This is a genomic window from Nonomuraea sp. NPDC003754 (assembly GCF_053605785.1).
Genome location: NZ_JBSGJX010000052.1, coordinates 40,951 through 59,565 on the forward strand (window position 1 = coordinate 40,951; position 18,615 = coordinate 59,565).

Annotated in this window: 18 protein-coding genes and 3 pseudogenes; 13 read left to right on the forward strand and 8 right to left on the reverse strand. The window is 69.5% G+C overall.

The window, feature by feature from the left end:
• Positions 1-23 precede the first annotated feature (23 nt).
• From ACWEVS_RS40190 to ACWEVS_RS40205, 4 genes and pseudogenes are all read right to left on the reverse strand, one after another.
• Positions 24-982 (reverse strand): annotated as a pseudogene (locus ACWEVS_RS40190) (Tn3 family transposase).
• Positions 963-1,094 carry a hypothetical protein gene (locus ACWEVS_RS40195; protein ID WP_452556039.1) on the reverse strand — a complete coding sequence of 44 codons (132 nt, stop codon included), beginning with the start codon at positions 1,092-1,094 and terminating at the stop codon, positions 963-965. The pseudogene ACWEVS_RS40190 and the gene ACWEVS_RS40195 overlap by 20 nt, the downstream one beginning before the upstream one ends.
• Positions 1,095-1,808: 714 nt before the next feature.
• Positions 1,809-2,942: a sensor histidine kinase gene (locus ACWEVS_RS40200; RefSeq protein WP_452556041.1), complete on the reverse strand. Its 1,134-nt coding sequence runs from the start codon at positions 2,940-2,942 to the stop codon at positions 1,809-1,811.
• Positions 2,943-2,953: 11 nt separating this feature from the next.
• Positions 2,954-3,628: pseudogene (locus ACWEVS_RS40205) on the reverse strand (response regulator transcription factor).
• A gap of 156 nt (positions 3,629-3,784) precedes the next feature.
• Here ACWEVS_RS40205 and ACWEVS_RS40210 point away from each other — a divergent pair.
• Both ACWEVS_RS40210 and ACWEVS_RS40215 read left to right on the forward strand, forming a co-directional pair.
• Positions 3,785-5,650: an alpha/beta hydrolase gene (locus ACWEVS_RS40210; protein WP_452556043.1), complete on the forward strand. Its 1,866-nt coding sequence runs from the start codon at positions 3,785-3,787 to the stop codon at positions 5,648-5,650.
• A 49-nt stretch (positions 5,651-5,699) separates the two neighbouring features.
• Positions 5,700-6,680: a tyrosine-type recombinase/integrase gene (locus tag ACWEVS_RS40215; RefSeq protein ID WP_452556045.1), complete on the forward strand. Its 981-nt coding sequence runs from the start codon at positions 5,700-5,702 to the stop codon at positions 6,678-6,680.
• A gap of 451 nt (positions 6,681-7,131) precedes the next feature.
• On the opposite strand, the gene ACWEVS_RS40220 is transcribed toward ACWEVS_RS40215, so the two are convergent.
• Genes ACWEVS_RS40220 through ACWEVS_RS40230 form a run of 3 tightly spaced genes read right to left on the reverse strand, consistent with a single transcriptional unit; the run spans position 7,132 to position 8,667 of the window.
• On the reverse strand, positions 7,132-7,950 hold the full coding sequence (locus ACWEVS_RS40220) for a CPBP family intramembrane glutamic endopeptidase (RefSeq protein WP_452556047.1): 819 nt from the start codon (positions 7,948-7,950) through the stop codon (positions 7,132-7,134).
• 30 nt (positions 7,951-7,980) lie between these two features.
• Positions 7,981-8,400 (reverse strand): serine hydrolase domain-containing protein, encoded by a 420-nt coding sequence (locus ACWEVS_RS40225; protein WP_452556049.1) that lies wholly within the window; start codon positions 8,398-8,400, stop codon positions 7,981-7,983.
• Positions 8,401-8,442: 42 nt separating this feature from the next.
• The gene (locus ACWEVS_RS40230) at positions 8,443-8,667 is read right to left on the reverse strand and encodes a response regulator transcription factor (protein ID WP_452556051.1); all 225 of its coding nucleotides are present in this window, start codon (positions 8,665-8,667) and stop codon (positions 8,443-8,445) included.
• A 109-nt stretch (positions 8,668-8,776) separates the two neighbouring features.
• Here ACWEVS_RS40230 and ACWEVS_RS40235 point away from each other — a divergent pair, with 109 nt between their 5' ends.
• From ACWEVS_RS40235 to ACWEVS_RS40285, 11 genes are all read left to right on the forward strand, one after another.
• Positions 8,777-10,909 (forward strand): peptidase domain-containing ABC transporter, encoded by a 2,133-nt coding sequence (locus tag ACWEVS_RS40235; RefSeq protein ID WP_452556053.1) that lies wholly within the window; start codon positions 8,777-8,779, stop codon positions 10,907-10,909.
• Between the two features lie 53 nt (positions 10,910-10,962).
• Positions 10,963-11,124 carry a hypothetical protein gene (locus ACWEVS_RS40240; protein ID WP_449931738.1) on the forward strand — a complete coding sequence of 54 codons (162 nt, stop codon included), beginning with the start codon at positions 10,963-10,965 and terminating at the stop codon, positions 11,122-11,124.
• 13 nt (positions 11,125-11,137) lie between these two features.
• The gene (locus tag ACWEVS_RS40245; RefSeq protein ID WP_354911575.1) at positions 11,138-11,296 is read left to right on the forward strand and encodes a hypothetical protein; all 159 of its coding nucleotides are present in this window, start codon (positions 11,138-11,140) and stop codon (positions 11,294-11,296) included.
• A gap of 79 nt (positions 11,297-11,375) precedes the next feature.
• Entirely contained in the window at positions 11,376-12,359 is a 984-nt protein-coding gene (locus ACWEVS_RS40250; protein WP_452556055.1) for an MvdC/MvdD family ATP grasp protein, read from the forward strand.
• Positions 12,356-13,468, forward strand: coding sequence for a TIGR04500 family putative peptide maturation system protein (locus ACWEVS_RS40255; protein ID WP_449931743.1), 1,113 nt, complete (start codon positions 12,356-12,358; stop codon positions 13,466-13,468). Before ACWEVS_RS40250 ends, ACWEVS_RS40255 begins: the two co-directional genes overlap by 4 nt.
• Positions 13,469-13,775: 307 nt before the next feature.
• Entirely contained in the window at positions 13,776-14,531 is a 756-nt protein-coding gene (locus ACWEVS_RS40260; RefSeq protein WP_452556058.1) for a hypothetical protein, read from the forward strand.
• Positions 14,532-14,702: 171 nt separating this feature from the next.
• The gene (locus ACWEVS_RS40265) at positions 14,703-15,053 is read left to right on the forward strand and encodes a DUF1330 domain-containing protein (protein ID WP_452556060.1); all 351 of its coding nucleotides are present in this window, start codon (positions 14,703-14,705) and stop codon (positions 15,051-15,053) included.
• Positions 15,054-15,245: 192 nt separating this feature from the next.
• Positions 15,246-15,707, forward strand: a complete 462-nt coding sequence (locus tag ACWEVS_RS40270; protein WP_452556062.1) for a hypothetical protein — start codon at positions 15,246-15,248, stop codon at positions 15,705-15,707.
• A gap of 146 nt (positions 15,708-15,853) precedes the next feature.
• On the forward strand, positions 15,854-16,006 hold the full coding sequence (locus tag ACWEVS_RS40275; RefSeq protein WP_452556064.1) for a hypothetical protein: 153 nt from the start codon (positions 15,854-15,856) through the stop codon (positions 16,004-16,006).
• Positions 16,007-16,054: 48 nt separating this feature from the next.
• Positions 16,055-16,306: a hypothetical protein gene (locus ACWEVS_RS40280; protein WP_452419754.1), complete on the forward strand. Its 252-nt coding sequence runs from the start codon at positions 16,055-16,057 to the stop codon at positions 16,304-16,306.
• A 673-nt stretch (positions 16,307-16,979) separates the two neighbouring features.
• Positions 16,980-17,357, forward strand: a complete 378-nt coding sequence (locus tag ACWEVS_RS40285) for a nuclear transport factor 2 family protein (RefSeq protein WP_449931749.1) — start codon at positions 16,980-16,982, stop codon at positions 17,355-17,357.
• Here the strand turns inward: ACWEVS_RS40285 and ACWEVS_RS40290 are convergent.
• Positions 17,343-18,438: pseudogene (locus ACWEVS_RS40290) on the reverse strand (IS630 family transposase); the annotation flags it as partial. The gene ACWEVS_RS40285 and the pseudogene ACWEVS_RS40290 sit on opposite strands and share 15 nt — an antisense overlap.
• Positions 18,439-18,615: the final 177 nt, after the last annotated feature.

An 18,615-nucleotide genomic window follows, 5' to 3' on the forward strand; every position in this document is an offset into this window, starting at 1 on the left:
GAGCGAGTGCATTTTTGCCGCTGTCAGGGGGCGGGTGAAGCTCCGAACAGGACACGCGGTTCCAGGTCCAGCCGGTTGGCGGGTGCCTGGTCGGCGGGCTGAGGTTGAGGGTCCGATTGCCGAACCGGCGGATGGTGTGGGTGATGTAGAGCGAGATGGTGGCCAGGTCGTCCAGGTCGACGGGGTGGCCTTCGGCGGCCAGGGCGTTGGCGGCGTCGGTGAGGTCGCAGGCGTTGGAGTATTGGAGTAGATGACGCAGTTGGCGAGCAGCTCGTGAACTTGACGACCTTCTCGTGGTGGTCGGGGTCGTTGTGGCTGATCAGCTTGCCGCCGAACATCAGCCAGTCGGCGAAACCGTGGAAGGCCTCGGTGCGGTTGGTGATGGCGGTGATCTGCTCGCGCAGGGCCGGCTCGGACAGGTAGCGCAGCAGGGTGATGGTGCGGATGGCGCGGCCGAGCTCGCGGAAGGCGCGATACAGGCGGTTCTTGCGGGAGTGGTCGCCCAGGCGGCGCAGAAGCGTCACCGATGACAGCTTGTTCTCGCGGATCGAGATCGCGGTTCGCAGCAGGTCGCTCCAGTGGGTCTCGGCCAGCTTCCAGTCGACCGCCTCCGCCCCGAACAGGGAGTCGATGTGCTGGTAGTGGACCTGCTCATCCGGCTGGTAGAAGACCAGGTCATGCCAGTTGCGGATGCTTGGCAGCAGGTCGAACCCGAGCAGGGCGCCGAGACCGAAGGGACAGTGGCGGGCTGGATGTCGGAGGCGTTCTTCAGCAGCCCATCGATCAAGTAGACCGCCTGCCGCACCCCGCAGGCGATGAAGCGGGAGAACAGCGCGATGTAGGTGTTGGAGACGAGCCGGTAGGCGATGCCGCCATGGCCGCCGTAGCGGATGGAGGTCTCGGCCAGCAGGTTGTCCTCCCAGGTGCCGATCTGGGAGCCGTCGGCCGCGACCGTCTTCCCGTCACCCCAGCTTCGCGTCACCCCGGACGCCGGCGACGTCGAGCTGGTTGAGGGCGTTGATGACATCGACCGACGCGGCGTCGATTTTGCTGGCGGTGGTGTGCTTGTTGCCCGCCAGGCTCAGCTCGTGCACGCTGACCTGGCCCCGCATGTGCGCGGCGACCTGGGTGGGGCCAACAGGGTGCCGTGGGAGAAGGCGGTCAGCACATAGCGGCCCGTCGCGTCGCGGATCTTGGGATCAGAGCCCGAAGCCGGTCCGAAGTGGCGGTGCCATCTCAGCAGGTAGGCGGTGCGCGTGAGGATGTCCAGCAGCGCTCGCTGAGGCAGGCGCTCGTGGATCGCCGCGAACCACCCCCGCCGCGCGATGCCAAGGCCACAACCACGCCGAACTCGCGCCCGAGGCAGGCGACGGGCTCGGCTACCGCTACGACTTCGGTGACTGCTGGGAGAAGAGCATGCTCATGCGGCGGTGCTCGGGCTGATCGACGGCTTCCGGTCGAGCCGGTCATGACCAGATCGACCGGACCCGGTCGACGCTGATCACTGCCGTGGGCGGCGGCGCCACCGGCGGCCAGCCTGCCGTCCGCCACCTGCCGCGCGGGGCGACCTCGGCCAGGGGCGCGCGATGAGCATCGAGCCGGCGGAGACGCTCCAGAGCATCGCCCCGCCTCCGACCCCGCGCGGCAGGCGAGCCGGACGCCCTCACCACGTCCGGGATCATCCTGCTCGACCGGCCGCGAGCCGCGCCGGACGACGGCGACGAGGACGCGACGACGTGAAATCTTGGAAGGGTTTCTTATTGGGGCCGTCAGGCTACGCGGTTGCAGAGTTCTCTCGGCTAATCCGGTTATGTGGCCGTACGTGACCAGGTTTGCGGTACCTGACTGTTTGGCGGTATGTGGTGGTGGGGGGTAGGCAGTTGGACGACGATACGGAGTCCGCCCGCAGGGCGCGGGACGATGGTGAGGGATCCGTCGTGTGCTTGGGTGATGCTCTTGACGATCGCCAGGCCGAGGCCGACGCCTGCGTGGTCGTTGCGTATTCGTTCGGTGCCGCGCTGAAACGGTTCGGTGAGTGTCGAGACCAGCCGCGGGGAGAGTTTCTCGCCAGTGTTCTCGACAGTGAGTACCACGGTCTCGGGGCGGACGCTGGTCTTGACCCAAACAGTGCCCTGTTCGGGCAGGTTGTGCACGATGGCGTTGTGCACAAGGTTCGTCGTCATCTGCAGCAGGAGCGCCTGCGACCCGACAGCCGGGGTGATGTCACCGGAGGTATCGATGGTGACACCGCGTTTCTCGGCGAGCGGGAGCAGTGTTTCGGTGGCCTCTTCCACGAGTAGGGACAGGTCGACAGGTTCTCGGGTGAAGGACCTCTGGCCGGCGCGGCTGAGCGCGAGTAGCGCCTCAGTGAGGTCGATCGCTCGAGCGTTGACGGCGTGAAGGCGGTCGACGAGTTCGCCATGGTCGTGTGTCGGATCATTGCGGGCGACATCGAGAAGTGACTGCGAGATCGCCAGCGGGGTGCGCAGTTCGTGCGAGGCGTTGGCGGCGAATCTCCGCTGTTCGGCGACGTGTGCTTCAAGCCGTACGAGCATGGCGTCGAAGGCGTCGGCGAGTTCGCGGAACTCGTCTTTGCGGCCTTCCAACTGGATCCGGTGGGAAAGTGACCCGTTCGCGGCCATGCGTGTAGCGTCCGTGATGCGGGCCAGGGGAGCGAGCATCCGGCCGGCGAGAATCCATCCTCCCAGGAGACCGAATACCAGCAGGAACGCCGACATGATGGCCGCGACCGGAGTGAACGAACGCAGGATGGCGGAGCGGTCGATCATCAAGTCACCGGTGGTGTAGATCGCATCATCGGGTAGGCCTCGCAGGAAGTAGACCCACACGGCGGCGAGCAGCAAGACGCCAGCGAGCATGAGGAAGCCGGCGTAGCTGAGGGTGAGTTTGAGGCGAACGCTCAACCCAGGCGCTCTGTCCACGGTCTCCTCCCTCACGTCCGGGTGTCTGGTTGAGTGCCGATGCGATACCCGGCGCCGCCGACGGCGGCGATGATCCCCGGTTCGCCGAGCCGTTTGCGCCGTGCCGAGACGGTGATGCGGACGGCGTTGGTGAAGGGGTCGGCGTTCTCATCCCACGCTCGCTCCAAGAGTCCTTCGGCGCTCACGACACCGCCTTCGGCCGCGACGAGGACTTCGAGCACGGCGAACTGCTTCCGGGTGAGCGCGACGTAACGGCCGTCGCGGTAGACCTCGCGGCGAACGGATCCAGCCGCAAGCCGGCGATCTCTCGCCCGGGTGGCCTGTTGTGGGCGTGCCTGTGGTCGAGCCCTCTGAGACGGAGCACGAGTTCTTTGATCGCGAAGGGCTTGGTGAGGTAGTCGTCGGCGCCGATCGAACCCGGAGGCCTTGTCGTCGAGCCGGTCGGCAGCGGTGAGCATGAGGATGGGCATGCCGCTGCCGGAGGCGACGATGCGTTCGGCGATCTCGTCGTGGGAGGGGCCGGGGATGTCGCGGTCGAGGACGGCGATGTCGTAGGCGTTGATGCTCAGCAGTTCCAGAGCGGTGTGACCGTCACCGGCGAGGTCGGCGGCGATCGCTTCCAGACGTAGGCCATCGCGGATGACTTCTGCCAGGAAGGGCTCGTCCTCGACGATCAACACGCGCATGCCCCCGAGGCTACGAGCCGACGCATATCGTCGGCATATCGAAAACCGCATACGCGCTGGCAACACCCACGCTGGCTCAACTTATGACATGAACCACAGCGAACCAGCACGAACATCGCCCCGTCGGACTCCCGGAGTCCTGTGGGCGGAGGCCACATGCGTGTACTGAGGACGATTCTGGTCGGCTTGGTGGCGCTGGTCGCCGCCGCGCCGCCGCCGGCCGCCACGGCGGCGGCCGACGGCGGCCGGCACGAATGCGCCACCGCGACCAGCCGGTGCATCGGCACCCTGACCGTCCCCCTGAACTGGCAGGATCCGCACTCGGAGAAGATCACCATCAGGTTCGGGTACATCCCGCGGGCCGACCGATCGCGCCCAGCCCGCACCTCGATCCTGGCGATGCCCGGCGGTCCGGCCCCGCTCGGCCCCAACGCCGAGCGCGTCGACGCCTTCCGGAAGGTCTTCCAGCCTCTGCTGGACCACTCGGACATGATGATCGTGGAGTTCCGCGGGTTGGGCGAATCCGCGCCGCTGCGGTGCAAGGCGCTGCAGCAGGGGAAGCCGGAGTCGGTCGGCCAGTGCGCGCGCGAGCTCGGCGACAGGGCCCAGTTCTTCAGCAGCGACCAGTACGTCGCCGATGTGGAGGCGGTGCGCGCGGCTTTGGGCCTGTCCAAGGTCACCGTCGTGGGATCGTCCTGGGGCGCGCTGAGCGGACAGGCCTACACGACCCGCTACCCGGACCGGGTACGCGCCCTGTACATCGAGAGCATGATCGGCCCAATCGACCAGGCCGGCCGGTGGCAGCTCGGCGAGTCGGAAGGCAAGGAGATCCAGGAAGCCATCGACCACTACGCTCGCGCCTGCCGGCGATCGTCGGCCTGCCGCCGAACCGCCGGCGGCGACCCGCAGGCACGCTGGGAAGCGGTGGTGCGGAAGACGCGCGCCGAAGGCGACAGCGCGCTGACCCCGCAGCGACTGCTCGGGGCGCTGCGGTCGACCTCTGATCCAGCCCTCGCCACCGACGCGACCGCGGCCACCGCCGCATACCTGGACGGCGACCCGGCCCCGCTGCGCCGCGTGCTCGACCGGGCCGCCCCGCTGGCCGGCAACAAAGGCGCAGGATCCAAAGCGCCGTCCAAGGAGTCACCGGACAGGGCCGGTACGACGGCGTACCTGTGTTCCGACCCGCGCTGGCCGTACGACCGCACCGCCGACGAGGCGACCCGGCGCCGCCAGTTGGAGACCTGGCATGCCGAGCGCAACCGGTACGCGCCATTCACCCTCGCCGAGGCAGGCAGCGGTGCAGACTTCTGCGCAGGCTGGCCTACCCCGCGAGAGAACAACGCGATCGTGCCGCACCGGCCGGCGGTGCCGATGCTGGCCGTCGCCGGCGAGTTCGACCCGAAGGCGATCATGGGTGCACGCACCGCGGCGCGGGCATTCCCCCGCGGCCAGGCGGTCACCGTCCAGGCCGGGTACCACAACCCCGCGGTCGAGGGCCGTGGGCCGGGTGGCGAGTGCGCGCGACAGATCATGCACCGGTTCATCCAGAACCCGGGGCGGGTGTCCGACACGTCGTGCACGATGGCCAACTACCAGGCACACGGTCACTTCCCTGCGACCGCGGCAGCAGTACCGCCCGCCCGCGGCGGCGGGCTCGACACTCCGCAGCGCACACTCGTGGCGGCTGCGTTCGCCACCGCCGCCGACACGGTAGCTATGCACAACCCGCATCGCGCCTCGCGGCCGGACACCGAGCCCGGGCTGCGCGGCGGGAAGGTCACCAACGGTACAGACGGCACGATCACCTTGGACAAGGTCCGCTACGTCGTCGACCTCGCCGCCACCGGCACCGCCAAGGTCGCCGGCGACAAAGCCACCGCCAACCTCACCGTCACCGGCCCCGACGGCGCGACCCACAAGGTCACGCTGCAGTGGAAGGCCTTCACCGCTACTGACACCACCCCCGTCACCGGCTCCCTCGACGGCCGGCCGTTCCGGGTAAACGTCCCCGGATACTGATCCACCCCACCCCTGGGGCGCTCGCGCCCCGAGCGCCCCAGGGGTCCCGATGGCGGCACAACCAGCCGCCGAGGCACCGGGGCTCCACGGAGGGACGTCGGTGGGCCAGGACGGCTACATCCGCGACGTCTCCTGGTGGCTGTGGTGGATCCAGGCCCGCGGCCTGGACCTGCGCGACGTCTCCTTCATCGAGGCCGACACCTACGCCGCCGCCATGCGGCACTCCGGCCTGGCCGCCGGCACCCGGCGCCGCCGCCTGTCGGCCTGCTCCAGCTGGTACGCCTACCTGCAACGGGCCGACGCCGCGGCGCGCAACCCGTTCCATCGCATGGAGCTGCCCAAACGCGCCGGCAAGCGCAGCCGCTACCTCACCGAAGCCCAGCTGGACGACCTGGTCGTCCACGCGGTCGCGCACGAATCCGCCCGCACCGCCGCCGTCGTCGCGGTGCTCAAGGCCACCGGCTGCCGCATCGGCGAGCTGACCGGCGCCCAGCTGGACGGCCTGGGCCACGCCGGCGACAACCGGATCCTCACCCTGCCCGCCAAGGGCGGCCGCCCGCACCGGGTCGTCCTCGACGACCACGCCACCGGCCCCCTGCTCGACGCCTACCTGGCCGAGCGGGGCGCGGCACCCGGCCCGCTGTTCATCACCCGCACCGGCGCCCGGCTGCACCGCTCCTACGTGCTGGACCAGCTGCAACGGCTCGCCGGCGCCGTCGGCATCCCCGACCCGCACACGCTCACCCCGCACGCCATCCGGCACAGCATGGCCACCGCGCTGCTGCACGCCGGCGAACCGCTCGACGTGGTCCAAGCCCTGCTCGGCCACGCCGACCCGCGCACCACCCAGGCCTACCTGCACGTCGACCAACTGAACCGCAGCCCCGCCCACCGCGCCGGCCGGCGCCTGGCCGCCGTCGCCCGCCGCCTCCGGCCGCGCACCGAACCGGGTCCCCAGCCCGCCGCCAGCCAGGAAGAGCACAACGTGACGTCACTGCACCGCTCAACGGCCGACGCCGTGGGTCGTTGATGGCTCGCTACCCGGGGTCTCGGTAGCAATGGCAAAAGATCCAACGGATATACCCCTGACCTGCGACGACGATTCAAGGACAGGCGGGGACGGCCAGCGGCGAGAGCCGCCGCGCGGCGGTGATCGCCGACTTGGCCGGAGGAGGGTTTCGGCCAAGGATCGTAGCGGGAGATCTTGGTCCGAATCCGTACAGGACTCGACTTCAAGGCGCTGACCAGGGGTGATGTGCTCCTCGAGACCGGACAGAGTCCGAGTTCTGTCCGGTCGGGCACCATCCTCGGGTTCACGCTCGCTGAGGAACCTTCACCGGACGCGCCCTGCTCCGCATGATCATCGCCTCACGATCTTCCGCTACCCGGCCCGCGCAGCCCGACCTCGCGAAAATCGAGGACGAGGCTCTGGCTTGGGCTTGCGCAACGGGATAACGGCCAAACTCGAGCAAGGAATCAACCTAACCCTCAAAAGACCCGCGGACGAGCTGCGCCCGGCTCGGGCGCATCAGCCACACGGCGGCGGCGAGCGTGAGCACCCAGCCGATCACTTCGATGAGCAGGTGATCCGTTGCATCGGGGACGGATTGCAGCAGGTATACCCGGACGCTGTTGATCGCTCCGTGCGTCAAAACCGCGGGCCAGACACTCCCCGACTGCCAGCGAAGTGCGAGCAACAGCGGCGCCCATGGCAGCATGCCCGCGTAGTAGATAACGATGTCCCAGGGTGGTCGATCACCGATGACGGCGAGGACCGGCAGGTGCCAGACGATCCAGACCAGACCGCTGACAAGGGCCAGCGGCCAGAATCCCCATGACGCGGCGCGCGTCGCCAGCCAGCCGCGCCAGCCGAACTCTTCGCCGATGGCGAAGACCGACTGCATGAGGAAGACCGGGACGATCCACATGGTCGCCGTGAAGATCTGGTCAAGCGGGTTGAGCTGCCAGATCCCCAATGCCAGTGCGATGGCGGTTTGGATCGCGGCGATCGCGGCGATGAGGCCGATGCCGATGCTGGCCCACTTGGGTGTGCCGCGCCACCTGGTGGCGAACGTCTCTCGGAACGTTCCGGGTCGTCGGGCAAGCCACATGATGATCGCTGCGAGCAGCGGGGTCTGTTGCATGATCGGAGTGATCAGGTTGTAGAAGTCCGTCGGGACGAGCCGGAAGACCATCGGAACGGACAGCGCGAAACACAGCAGGACGGCGATCGCGAAGAACCACGTGACATCGGTAATAGTTGATCTGGCAGAACTGGAGCGCGTGGGGGACGCAGTCATGATGACCTCGTTTCGTGCGGGCGCGAGGGTCTAGCGCGATGAGCGTACGGTGATCTTGGTGTCGCGCGGATCGGCCATCTTGAACTCGGGGAGAACCTTGACGACCGGGTCGTCCACGGAGAATCGGTCCGTCAGCAGCATGATCGCCGTCGCCGTCATCGACTTGCTCAAGGACGCGATACGGAACGGCGTCCGGGGCGTCACCGCGTTGTCGTCCCCATCCCGGCCGCGGACGATCGTCTCGACGGACGACCCGTCGATCACGGCAGCTGCGACGCCCGGCGTGCCGTAGACGGAGCGGTAGTCGTCGATCAGCTCCTGGTCACCGGCATGGGCCGGTGCCGTCCAGCCGAGCAGCACGGCGAGCACGAAAAGGGAGATCACCAGCGGAAGGCGCAGACGTGGAAAGGACACGACATCGAACCTAGGCCGGACGTCACCGGCAGACATCACCCCAAGGTGTGAGACGGCACCACCCGGCAGGATGGAATCTCAGTCAGGCAGGTCGTTGCGACCCACGAGCCCGTTCTCGTAGGCGTGGATCACCGCGTGCACGCGGTCGCGCAGGTCCAGTTTCTGTAGGACGGCCCGGACGTGCGACCTCACCGTGTTCTCGCTCAGCACCAGTTCCGCGCAGATCTCGCCGTTGGACCTGCCGCGGGCGAGCAGGCCGAAGATCTCGACCTCGCGCGGGGTGAGGCCGTCCAGGGCCGCCATCCTCGACGAGGCGGCTGGGCCGGCGTCCGGACCCGGATGAAGGCCGCTTGGAAGGCGTTCCAAGCGGTTACAACCCGGTTCAAAGGGGCGTGGCGAAGACTGCCGCTCCATGCGTGTTCCCGTTGTACTCCAGCACAGCATGGTCGAATGCGGCGCCGCGTGCCTGGCGATGGTCCTCGGCTCGTACGGGCGCCGCGTCCCGCTGCCCGCGCTCTCCGCCGAGTTGAGCGCGGGCAGGGACGGCGCGAGCGCGCTGGCCCTGGTGCGCGTCGCCCGCGCGCACGGACTCGACACCCGCGCGCTCGCGCTGCCGGCCGCCCAGGTGCCGCGGATCGTGCTCCCGGCCGTCGCGCACTGGCAAGGCAGGCACTTCGTGGTCGTGGAGCGTGTGGCCGGCGACCTGGTCACGATCGTCGATCCCGGTCGTGGGCGGGTCAGGGTGACCGGCGAGGAGTTCGCCCGCGACTACAGCGGCGTGATGCTCACCTTCACCCCGGGGAACGGCTTCGTACGCGGGCGCTTCGGCGATCGGCGGCCCTGGTGGGCGCGTTACGCCCGGTTCAGCGTGCTGGACCATCGCGCTCTCGTGGCCGTCCTGGTGCTGCTCAGCCTGCTCCTGCAGGGGTTCGGCCTGGTGCTGCCCGCGCTCACGGAGTACGTGGTCGACCGGGTCCTCGGCGCCGGCGAGATGGGCGCGCTGCCGCTGGTGGGGGCGGCCGCGGCCGGGGCCGCGCTCGCCCATCTCGCGGTGGGCGGGCTGAGGTCGTGGGCGCTGGTCGTGCTGCGGGCGCGGGCGGACACGGCGTTGTTCGACGGTCTGGCCAGGCGGCTGCTCGCCCTGCCGTTCCGGTTCTTCGCCCATCGGGGGTCCGCCGATCTGGTCTCGCGGATCAACTCGGCCGGCGTGCTGCGCGAGGTGCTCACCGGGCAGGTGCTGTCGGTCCTGCTCGACGCACCGCTCGCGGCCGGCTACCTGATCGCGGTCACCGTACGGTCGCCGCTGCTCGGCTCGGCCCTCCTCGTCCTGGTCGCGGCGCAGGTGGTGGTGCTGCTCGGCACCCGGCGGCGGATCCGCGAGCTGGCGCACCGCGAGCAGGAGGCGCGCAACGAGGCGCAGGGCCTGCTGGTCGAGGCCGTCAGAGGCGTCGAGACGGTCAAGTCGGCCGGGGCGGAGACCCAGATCCTGGAACGCTGGACAGGACTGCTGACCGCCCAGGCCGAGCGGGCGCGACGCAGCTCGTCGGCGCAGGGGCTTCAGGACAGCCTGCTCGCGGCGCTGGCGTTCGCCGCGCCGCTGGTGCTGCTGTGGGCGGGCGCGTGGCAGGCCACGCAGGGCCGGCTCACTCCCGGCGCGCTGATGGGCACGCTGGCCCTGGCCGCCGCCGCCCTCGCGCCGCTGACCTCGCTGACCAGGAGCCTGCGCGGCCTGCAGACCGCCCGTGCGCAGGCGGAACGGCTGGCCGACATCTGGGCGGCCGCGCCGGAGCCCCTGTCGCCGCCCCCTCCCCCCGTCAGCAGCCCGCGGACCTGGATCGAGCTGGCCGGAGTCGGCTTCCGTTACGCGCAGGAGAGCCACTGGATCGTGCGCGGGGTCGATCTGCGCATCGCCCCCGGCCAGAAGGTCGCTCTCGTCGGCAGGTCGGGGTCGGGCAAGACCACGCTGGCGCGCCTGCTGCTCGGCCTGGTCCACCCCGTCGAAGGCCGGATCAGGTACACCGGTACGGTGCGGCCCAGGTTCGGCGTGGTCACGCAGGAGCCGGCGCTGTTCACCGGTTCGATCGCCGACAACATCCGCCTGGGCAACCCGGACGCCGGCCAGGACGAGGTGGTCCAGGCGGCGAGGCTGGCGTGCGTGCACGACGACATCGCCGCCATGCCGCTCGGCTACCACACGCCGCTCACCGAGGGCGGTGGGCTGTCCGGCGGGCAGCGCCAGCGCATCGCCCTGGCCAGGGCCATCCTCGGCCGGCCTGAGATCCTGCTTCTCGACGAGGCCACCAGCCACCTCGACACCAGGACCGAGGCAGCGCTGAGCGCGAACCTCGGCACCCTTCCGCAGACCAGGATCGTGATCGCCCACCGCCTGAGCACGATCAGGGACGCCGACCTGATCGTGGTGCTCGACGGAGGCCGGATCGTCGAGGGCGGCACCCATGACCGGCTGGTGGCGGCCGGCGGCCTGTACGCGTCCTTGATACGCGCCCAGCTGGCCGACAACGCCTCTCAAGCCGGTTCAAGGTGATCACAAGTCAGGCTCGGCAGGCTGCTCCACGACACCAGAAGGGAGGGAAGCGCATGAACGTCATGCCGCGTACCGAACTCGGGGACATCACTCCCATCGGCGCCGAACTCGACGAGAGCACACTCGGCGCCATCAGCGGCGGAATGTACGACGAGGAGCAGTGCAAGCGCCTGTCGGTGTTCGACCCGCCGGGCATCTGCCAGCACGACTACTGAGAAGGAGGGTTGCGTGAACGTCATGCCGCGTACCGAACTGGGGGACATCACCCCCATCGGCGCCGAACTCGACGAGAGCACGCTCGGCGGCATCAACGGCGGTCAGGACCCCGTCTGGGGTGACGTCATGATGTGCTACTTCGACCCGCCGGGCTGGTGCGGGATGGACTGATCCCGCGATCACCCGACCGCTGTCCCCGCCCCCACGGGGACAGCGGTCCCTATTCCTTCCGCACACTTCGAGGAGTTCCGTGTCCCGCCCCCATGTCCTCATCCTCACCTGCGACGGTGACACCCACGCCGACCGGGTCAGGGAGCTGCTGGCCCGGCGCGGGGTCCGTACCGGTGTCTTCGACAACGGGGACCATCCCGCCCGGGCGCAGATCGAGCTGGCCTACGACGGCGGCGGGGCCACCAGGCGGCTGCTGCACACCCCGTCGGGCACGCTCGACCTGGACTCGGTGACCGCCGTGTGGTGGCGGCGCCCCCGTCCGCCGTCGCCGCACCCGGCGATCACCGATCCCGCCGTGGCCGGCCACACCGTACGGGAGTCGGCCGCCGTGCTCGCCGGCCTGTGGGAGTTCCTGCCGTGCCGTGCCGTTCCCGGCAGGGAGTCGGCGATCACGCGTGCCAGGCACAAGCCGTCCCAGCTCACGCTGGCCGCCGGACTCGGGTTCGAGATCCCGGAGACGCTGGTCACGGGCTCGGCACAGGCTCTTTGGGACTTCCACAACCGGCATGACGGGAACGTCATCACCAAGCCACTGGGGCAGCCGTGGGTGGAGGACCTCGCCGCGGGGCACACGGTGGTGCGCAAGTGCGAGTTCGTCTCGGGCCGGGACGTGGCCTATGCGGCGGGGCTGCGGTTCTGCCCTGTCATCACGCAGACGTACGTGCCCAAGCGGGTGGAGCTGCGGGTCACGGTCGTCGGGCGGGCGGTGTTCGCGGCCGAGATCCACTCCCAGGACAGCAACCGGGCCGGCACCGACTGGCGGAACTACGACCTCGGCGCCACCAGGCACGCCGTCCACCGGCTGCCCGGCGAGGTCGCCGACCGCTGCGTGGCGCTGACCGAACGCCTCGGCCTCGTCTACGGCGCCATCGACCTGATCCTCACCCCGGACGGCCGGTACGTGTTCCTGGAGATCAACCCCAACGGCCAGTGGTTGTGGATCGAGGACCTGACCGGCCTGCCGATCAGTCAGGCGCTCTGCGACCTGCTGGCCGGGCCATGACATCCAACGAGAGGACTGACGTGAACCTGCTCGCCGACGCGCTGGAATGGCTTCGCGGCCTGGACGGCGTACCGCCGCAGGACGCCCGTGAGCGGCTGGGGTCGCTGCGCGCCCGCCATCCCGGGACGCCGATGCGGCTGCTGTGGCAGCGCGAGGAGGCCACCGGCGACTTCCACTACGACCTGCTGTTCCCCGCGTTCGGCGAGACCGCGCCCGGGGAGAGTGCGTGCGGCGAGACCGTGTCGCTGTCCGTGGCGCCCGACCGCGCGATCCCGTGGCCCCTTCGCGGAGGTCAGCGGTCGGGCAACCATGTCCTGCTGCGCGTCAACGGCGCCGAGGTCACGTGGGAGGAGGCCGTCTCGGCGCTCGACGTGTTGTGGGAGGACGGCCGGCTGGCCCGCCGGCTGGTCGACGCCGTCCTCGTCGACCACGTCCTGGCCGCCAGGGACACGGAGCTGCCCCCCGACCGGCTCCAGCACGCGATGGACGCCTTCCGCAGGGCCCGCGGCCTGCTCACCGGCGAGGCGACGCGCCGCTGGATGACCGAGCGCGGCCTGAGCCACGCCAGGCTGGAGCAGATCGTGGCAGGTGAGGCCGCGGTGGCCGAGCTGCGGCGCGACGTGGTCGCGGATCTGGTCGAGGAGCACTTCGCCGCCCATCGTGCGGACTTCGACCGGCTGCGTCTGGTCCGGCTGCGTTACGCCGCCGCCGATGGTGCGCGGGAGGCCGCCGCTCGGCTGCGCGACGGCGCCGACCCGCTCGCGGCGGCGATGGAGGGCGTGCTCGCGGGCGTGGCCACGTGCCGGATGGAGGCCAACCACAGGGACGAGCTCGTCATGTTGTTCGGCTCGGCCGCCGAGCGGGCCGGCGCCGGGGACGTACTCGGGCCCGCGCGGCTGCCGGACGGCGGGTTCTGCGTGGCGCGGGTGCTGGCCGTGGAGCCCGCCGCGCTGGACGAGCTCACCCGCCTGCTCGTCGAACGGCGGATCTTCGACGAGTGGCTCGCCGACCGGCGGCGGGAGGCCCACCTGGAGTGGTTCTGGGGCAGCAGGGCCCGCACCGACGCGGCCACCGCCGAACTCACCGGCCGGGGCCCCGCCGCTTCGTGAAGCATCGCTTGGCCTGCCCACCCGCCTGGAGAAATCCGCACCAGGCCAGGCGGGCCACGGTCGTACGCACATGCCTGGTGAACCAGGGGATGCCCGTCGGGGTGGACCTGGCTCTCGCCGCGGCACACGCCGACGAACCGAACGACCTCGCCGGAGCACGCTGGGTTTGGACGGAGCTGAAGCGGTGTTGAAACGTCGCGCCCTGACCGCCAACGGTCATCTCGACGCTCACTGGAGCTACCACACCGCGACGTCCGACCTATGAAATGTGCTGATTCTATGCCGCTGCCCGATCTAGGGTGCGGGCATGTCGTACGTGCTGCGCGGTGTTGTCGGTGACTTCGACCATCTCCGGTTCCTGTCGGATGATGTGCCGCGGGCTGTGGTGGTGCCGCTTCGGCAACGCTTGGGGCTGCTGCCGGTTACCGACGGGGTTTTCAACGAGCTGACCGACGTACGGCGGGAGGCCGGGCCGTTCACGTGTATGTCCCCGGCGTTCGCCGAGAGGCTGGAGGACTGGTCACGCGGCGGTCGCGTCGCCTACGTGGAGGCGGACTTCTGGGGTGGTGACGGCAGCCAGACCGCTGCCCTGTGGGAGAACGGCCGTCAGACCTGGGGTCCCGAGCACGCCTGGATCCCTGCGACTGCGGGACCGTGCGAGGACTGGCCGATCAACGCCATGCTCGCGCGCCTCGGAGCGGTCGGAACGGCTGCGCTGGACCTCTTCGACGCGGTCGGCTTCGGGCAGGAGCGCGACATGGAGGGGTGGCGCTGGGCGGGCGTGCGTGCCCTGGACGCCGCCGACTACGACGCCTGGGAGGCGGCGCGCCGTGCGAAGGAGGAGGCCGATACCCGCGCCGCCGCCGAACGTGACAGGTACGTCAGGCGTGACGATGTCCCCGTCGTACTCGACGGCAGGGCGGTGATGGAGGTGCTCGGCATCCCGTCGTCCCCGCTGGTGGGGGCCGCGATCCGGCATCTTCAGGAGGTTCACCTGGAACGCGGCTCCCTTACCCCCGACGAGGCCGCCACCGAGCTTCGCCGCTGGGCCCAGAGCCTGTGAAGTGCTCGATGAGGTCAGAGCAGCCGGGTGTTGACACCGCGGTGAACGCAGTGGCGAATGCCACAAGTCGGCCTGCGGCGCCAGATCGCCTACCTGCCAGGTAATCGCCCTGCCTACGAAGGGGGTGGCAGGATCGGCCGCGCACCGAACAAACCCCACCGGGAGGACACCATGCCGGCCTACGTCATCGCCCACCTGCAGGAGGCAGCCCCGCACCCGGAGATCGCCGAGTACATCGAACGACTCCCCGCCACCTTCGAGCCGTACGGCGGCCGGTACCTCGTCCACGCCACCCAGCACGAGGTGAAGGAGGGCAACTGGCCCGGACATGTCGTGATGCTCGGGTTCCCAGGGATCGCCGAGGCGCGAGCGTGGTGGGATTCTCCCGCGTATCGGGAGATCGCGCCGCTGCGCTCGCGGCACATCGAGACCGACCTCATCCTGGTCGATGGCGTGCCTGAGAACTACATCCCGACGGCGGCCGTCACCGCCATACGGGAGACGGCGGCCATGGCCGTGTAGGTCAGCGTCTGGAATGACAGCTGTCTTTACCTCCGCCACTGACCCCCGAACGACTTACCGGCGGGACCACTTACAACCTCGTGCATGGTTAGCCGTGGCCTGCGGCGTGAGTGATCGTTGATCTACGTGTGGCGAGAATCGTCAGGCGTTCGATCGTGGTGAACGACAGGCGCCCATGGCGTCACCCACGATGTGCTGGGTTGCTGGTTCGGCGTTGATCGCTCCACCATCACCCGCGCCATCGGGCAGATCCGCCCGCTGCTTGCCCAGCGCGGATGCCGCATCGCCCCCGGCCACAGACTCACCACGTTGGCCGAGGTGATCGCTTACCTGAGTGACAGCGGGCAGAGCGCCATCTTGGACGCGACTGAGATCCGCGTGCGCCGCCCGGCGGCCGGTACCGCGGACCGTGCTCGTTTCGTCTCGGGCAAAGAGCCGGATCAACGCGATGAAGGCGATGGTGCTCACCGATGCCCATGGCGCGGTGCTCTACTGCGGTCAGGTACGTCCCGGATCGGTCGCCGTATTACCCAGGCACGGCAATCAGGACTGCTAGAGCTGCTGTCCGCCACCCGCAACGTGGAGATATTGGCCGATGCCGGCTATCAGGGCCTGAGCAGTCAAACCGGAGGCCAAGTCGTGAGGCGACTCTGAGGGAGGGCGGCGCGGGAGGCGAGCGTTGGCGGTGGCTGGGCCCGGCAGGTCAGTTGGTCCAGCTGGTGATCAGGTGGGGTCCGACCCATCCGATGTAGACGAGGCCGGTCCGGCCGGTGCCGCGCTACGGCAGGAGCCTGCCGTCCATGGCGTACGAACAGCTCGAAGAGCAGCGCGGCCCGCTCCGGCAAGTCGGCGGGGTGCCGGACGAAGACCGCCAGGCGCTCGAGCAGGCGCTGTTGAGGGCTGGCCGCAAGGCGGTCGCCACGCTGGCCGCCGCCCTGCACGGGTCGCGATGAAGGCACTGGGCAGCGGCTACAGCACGGGGCCAACTTCAAGGTGTCCACGTGGGTGCCCCGCCAGTCGCGATGAAGGCACTGGGCAGCGGCTACAGCACGGAGGTGCTGATTGCTGGCCGGCCCGGCTCGTGGGAGTCGTCCACGCTGCTCGGCCGGCAGATCGGCGGCGAAGTCTCCGCGGGTCGGATCGACGCGGAGACGCGGGCGGTCGTCGAGGAGATCGTCGGCCGGTGGGTGCTCGGCTCCGTGGTCGACCAGGCCGGTGGGTGGGAATCCATCCGCACCATCGCCGCCGGGTGAAGCTCCCCGTCGGCGTCGTCCACAAGACCCTCACGGCCGCTGCTGAGGGCAACCCCGCCGACCAGTCCCCGACTTCCTGAGGAGAACGCCGTGCCGCTGCCGAAGATCCCGCTCGACGACCCGCGCGTGCGCTGCTCGTGGCCTGTCCGGCGGATGGACCGCCCTCAATCTCGTCGCGGCGTGCGACGGTGAGCCAGAGGTTGACTCACGGGGGCGCTGAGGTCATCGCCAGCCCGCCCACTCCCCTATGTTGAACTTTCCCGCGGCAGCTGCGCGGCGCTGGGGCTGCGGCTACGCCTTCACCGCCCGCCGCGCCAGGGTGTGACTGGTGGTGCTCACCGGCCGGCGCGACGGCTTTGGTGGACGGTTCTCCCGCCCCGCGGCCCTACCTGAAGGATGCTGGCTGGCAGCGGGAGAACCCCATGCACGGCAACGGCATGCAACCGCGATATCAGAGGTAGCCGAGACGGCGCTCCGTCGAGGCGATCAGATGTCGGTTCAACCGCCGGTCGCGACCGCGAGCACGGCCGCGCCGAGCCCGGTCACGTGGGCCGGATAGTGGCGGACGTCGCCAAGCGGGATCGGCTAGTGCTGTGACCGGGATGGGTCACCGTGATCGGGAGACGGCTCACGGGCCGACCGCGTTGCGCGAAGCGACTGGTATTACTGGCATATGCAGGAAGAGACCGCGCGGTCCGCGATCGACACGTTCATCTCCGCGTTCAACGCCTCGGACGACAGCCATGTGACTGCGCTGCTCTCCCAGGCCCTGACCTCGGACGTGGTCTTCTGGGGGCCGTTGGGCCGCAGCGAAGGGATCGAGGCGGTCGAGCGGTTCGTGCTGGACATCCGGCGCCACCCGGCGGGGACCGGCACGATGGTGCGCTGCTCGGCGGTAGACATGCCTGACGAGTGGGCCCGGTACCAGTGGGTCTTCACCACGCCGGATGGAGGTCCCCGCCTGGCGGGAACCGACGTCGTCCATCTGCGGCGGAGCCTCATCGACCAGATCATCGTCTTCGCGGGGGAGATCAAGCCGTCCGCCTCCTAAGTCATCCTTCTCTGGCGCCGTCCTTCTCCTGAACGGCGTTCGGCGGCCAGGACGTCGCGGTGGCGGGCGTTGGCGTTGCGCCAGCGCAGGTAGGCGTGCAGGGCCCGGGTCTGCACGGTGTGGTTGGGGTGGTTGGAGTTGGCGATGGTGAACTGCCTCAGGGGTCCGAAGTGCGCCTCGATCGGGTTGGCCCAGGACGCGTAGGTCGGGGTGAAGCACAGCTCGACCTTGTTCGTCTTCGCCCAGCGGCGGATGTCGGCGCCTTTGTGGGCGGACAGGTTGTCCAAGATCTCGTAGATCGGGGCGCCGTCCGGGCGGGCTGCGCGGATCGACTTCAGTGCGGTCAGCGTGTTCGCGGCACCCTTCCTGCGGTGGTTGACGCCCCACAGCCGGTTGTCGCCGATCGAGTAGCAGCCGTGGAGATACCGGACGCCGTGGGTGCGGTGGTAGGTGGCGGGCAGTCGGTCGGGGCGTTTGCGCTCGGCCCAGCCCAAGCCCACGGTGGGACGGATCCCCAGTGGCCCGAACTCGTCGAAGGCGAACACCCGGTCGGGAAAGCGGTCAAGGACCTCCTCGATCCGGTCCAGCTTCGCCTCGCGGTCGGGGTCGGGAGATTCCTTCCAAATCTTGGTGCGCTGGAAGGTAATGCCGCGGCGGGCGAGTAGGCAGCGTAACGCCTCGCGGCCGATGTGGATGATCCGGCCGTGGACCTTGCGCAGGTAGGCGACGAGCTTGCGCAGGGACCAGCGGGTGAAGGGCTGGCCGAGCTTGGTGGGGCGGGTGGTGGCCGTCTGGATGACGAAGTCCTCCTCGTCAGAGCTGAGTTGGCGGGGACGGCCTCCCGCCCACCGAGGGTCCAGGCAGGCCAGGCCGATCTCGTTGAAGCGGTGGATCACATCCCGGACGGTGTCCTCGTCGGCCTGCACCAACTGGGCAATCACCGGCACCCGGTTCCCGCCAGCCGAGGCCAGCAGCATCATCGCGCGCCGGTAGCGCACCGAGCTGGTGCTGCCCCGACGCACGATCTGCCGCAGCTTCTGCCCCTCCTGGTCGGTCTGCGCACACGGACAGGCTCGGCCACCGCGCCTCCAGCGGTCGGATCGGACGTCACCGCCCATCCAACCGCCACGATCACCAAACCGGCGACCTATGCGGTCAGAGCACTAGTGTCATGCGCCTGAAATTCGTCGGCAATATTTGGCGAGGGATGCAAGAATCTCTTCGGCGGTCTTGACCCACACGAACGGCTTGGGGTCTT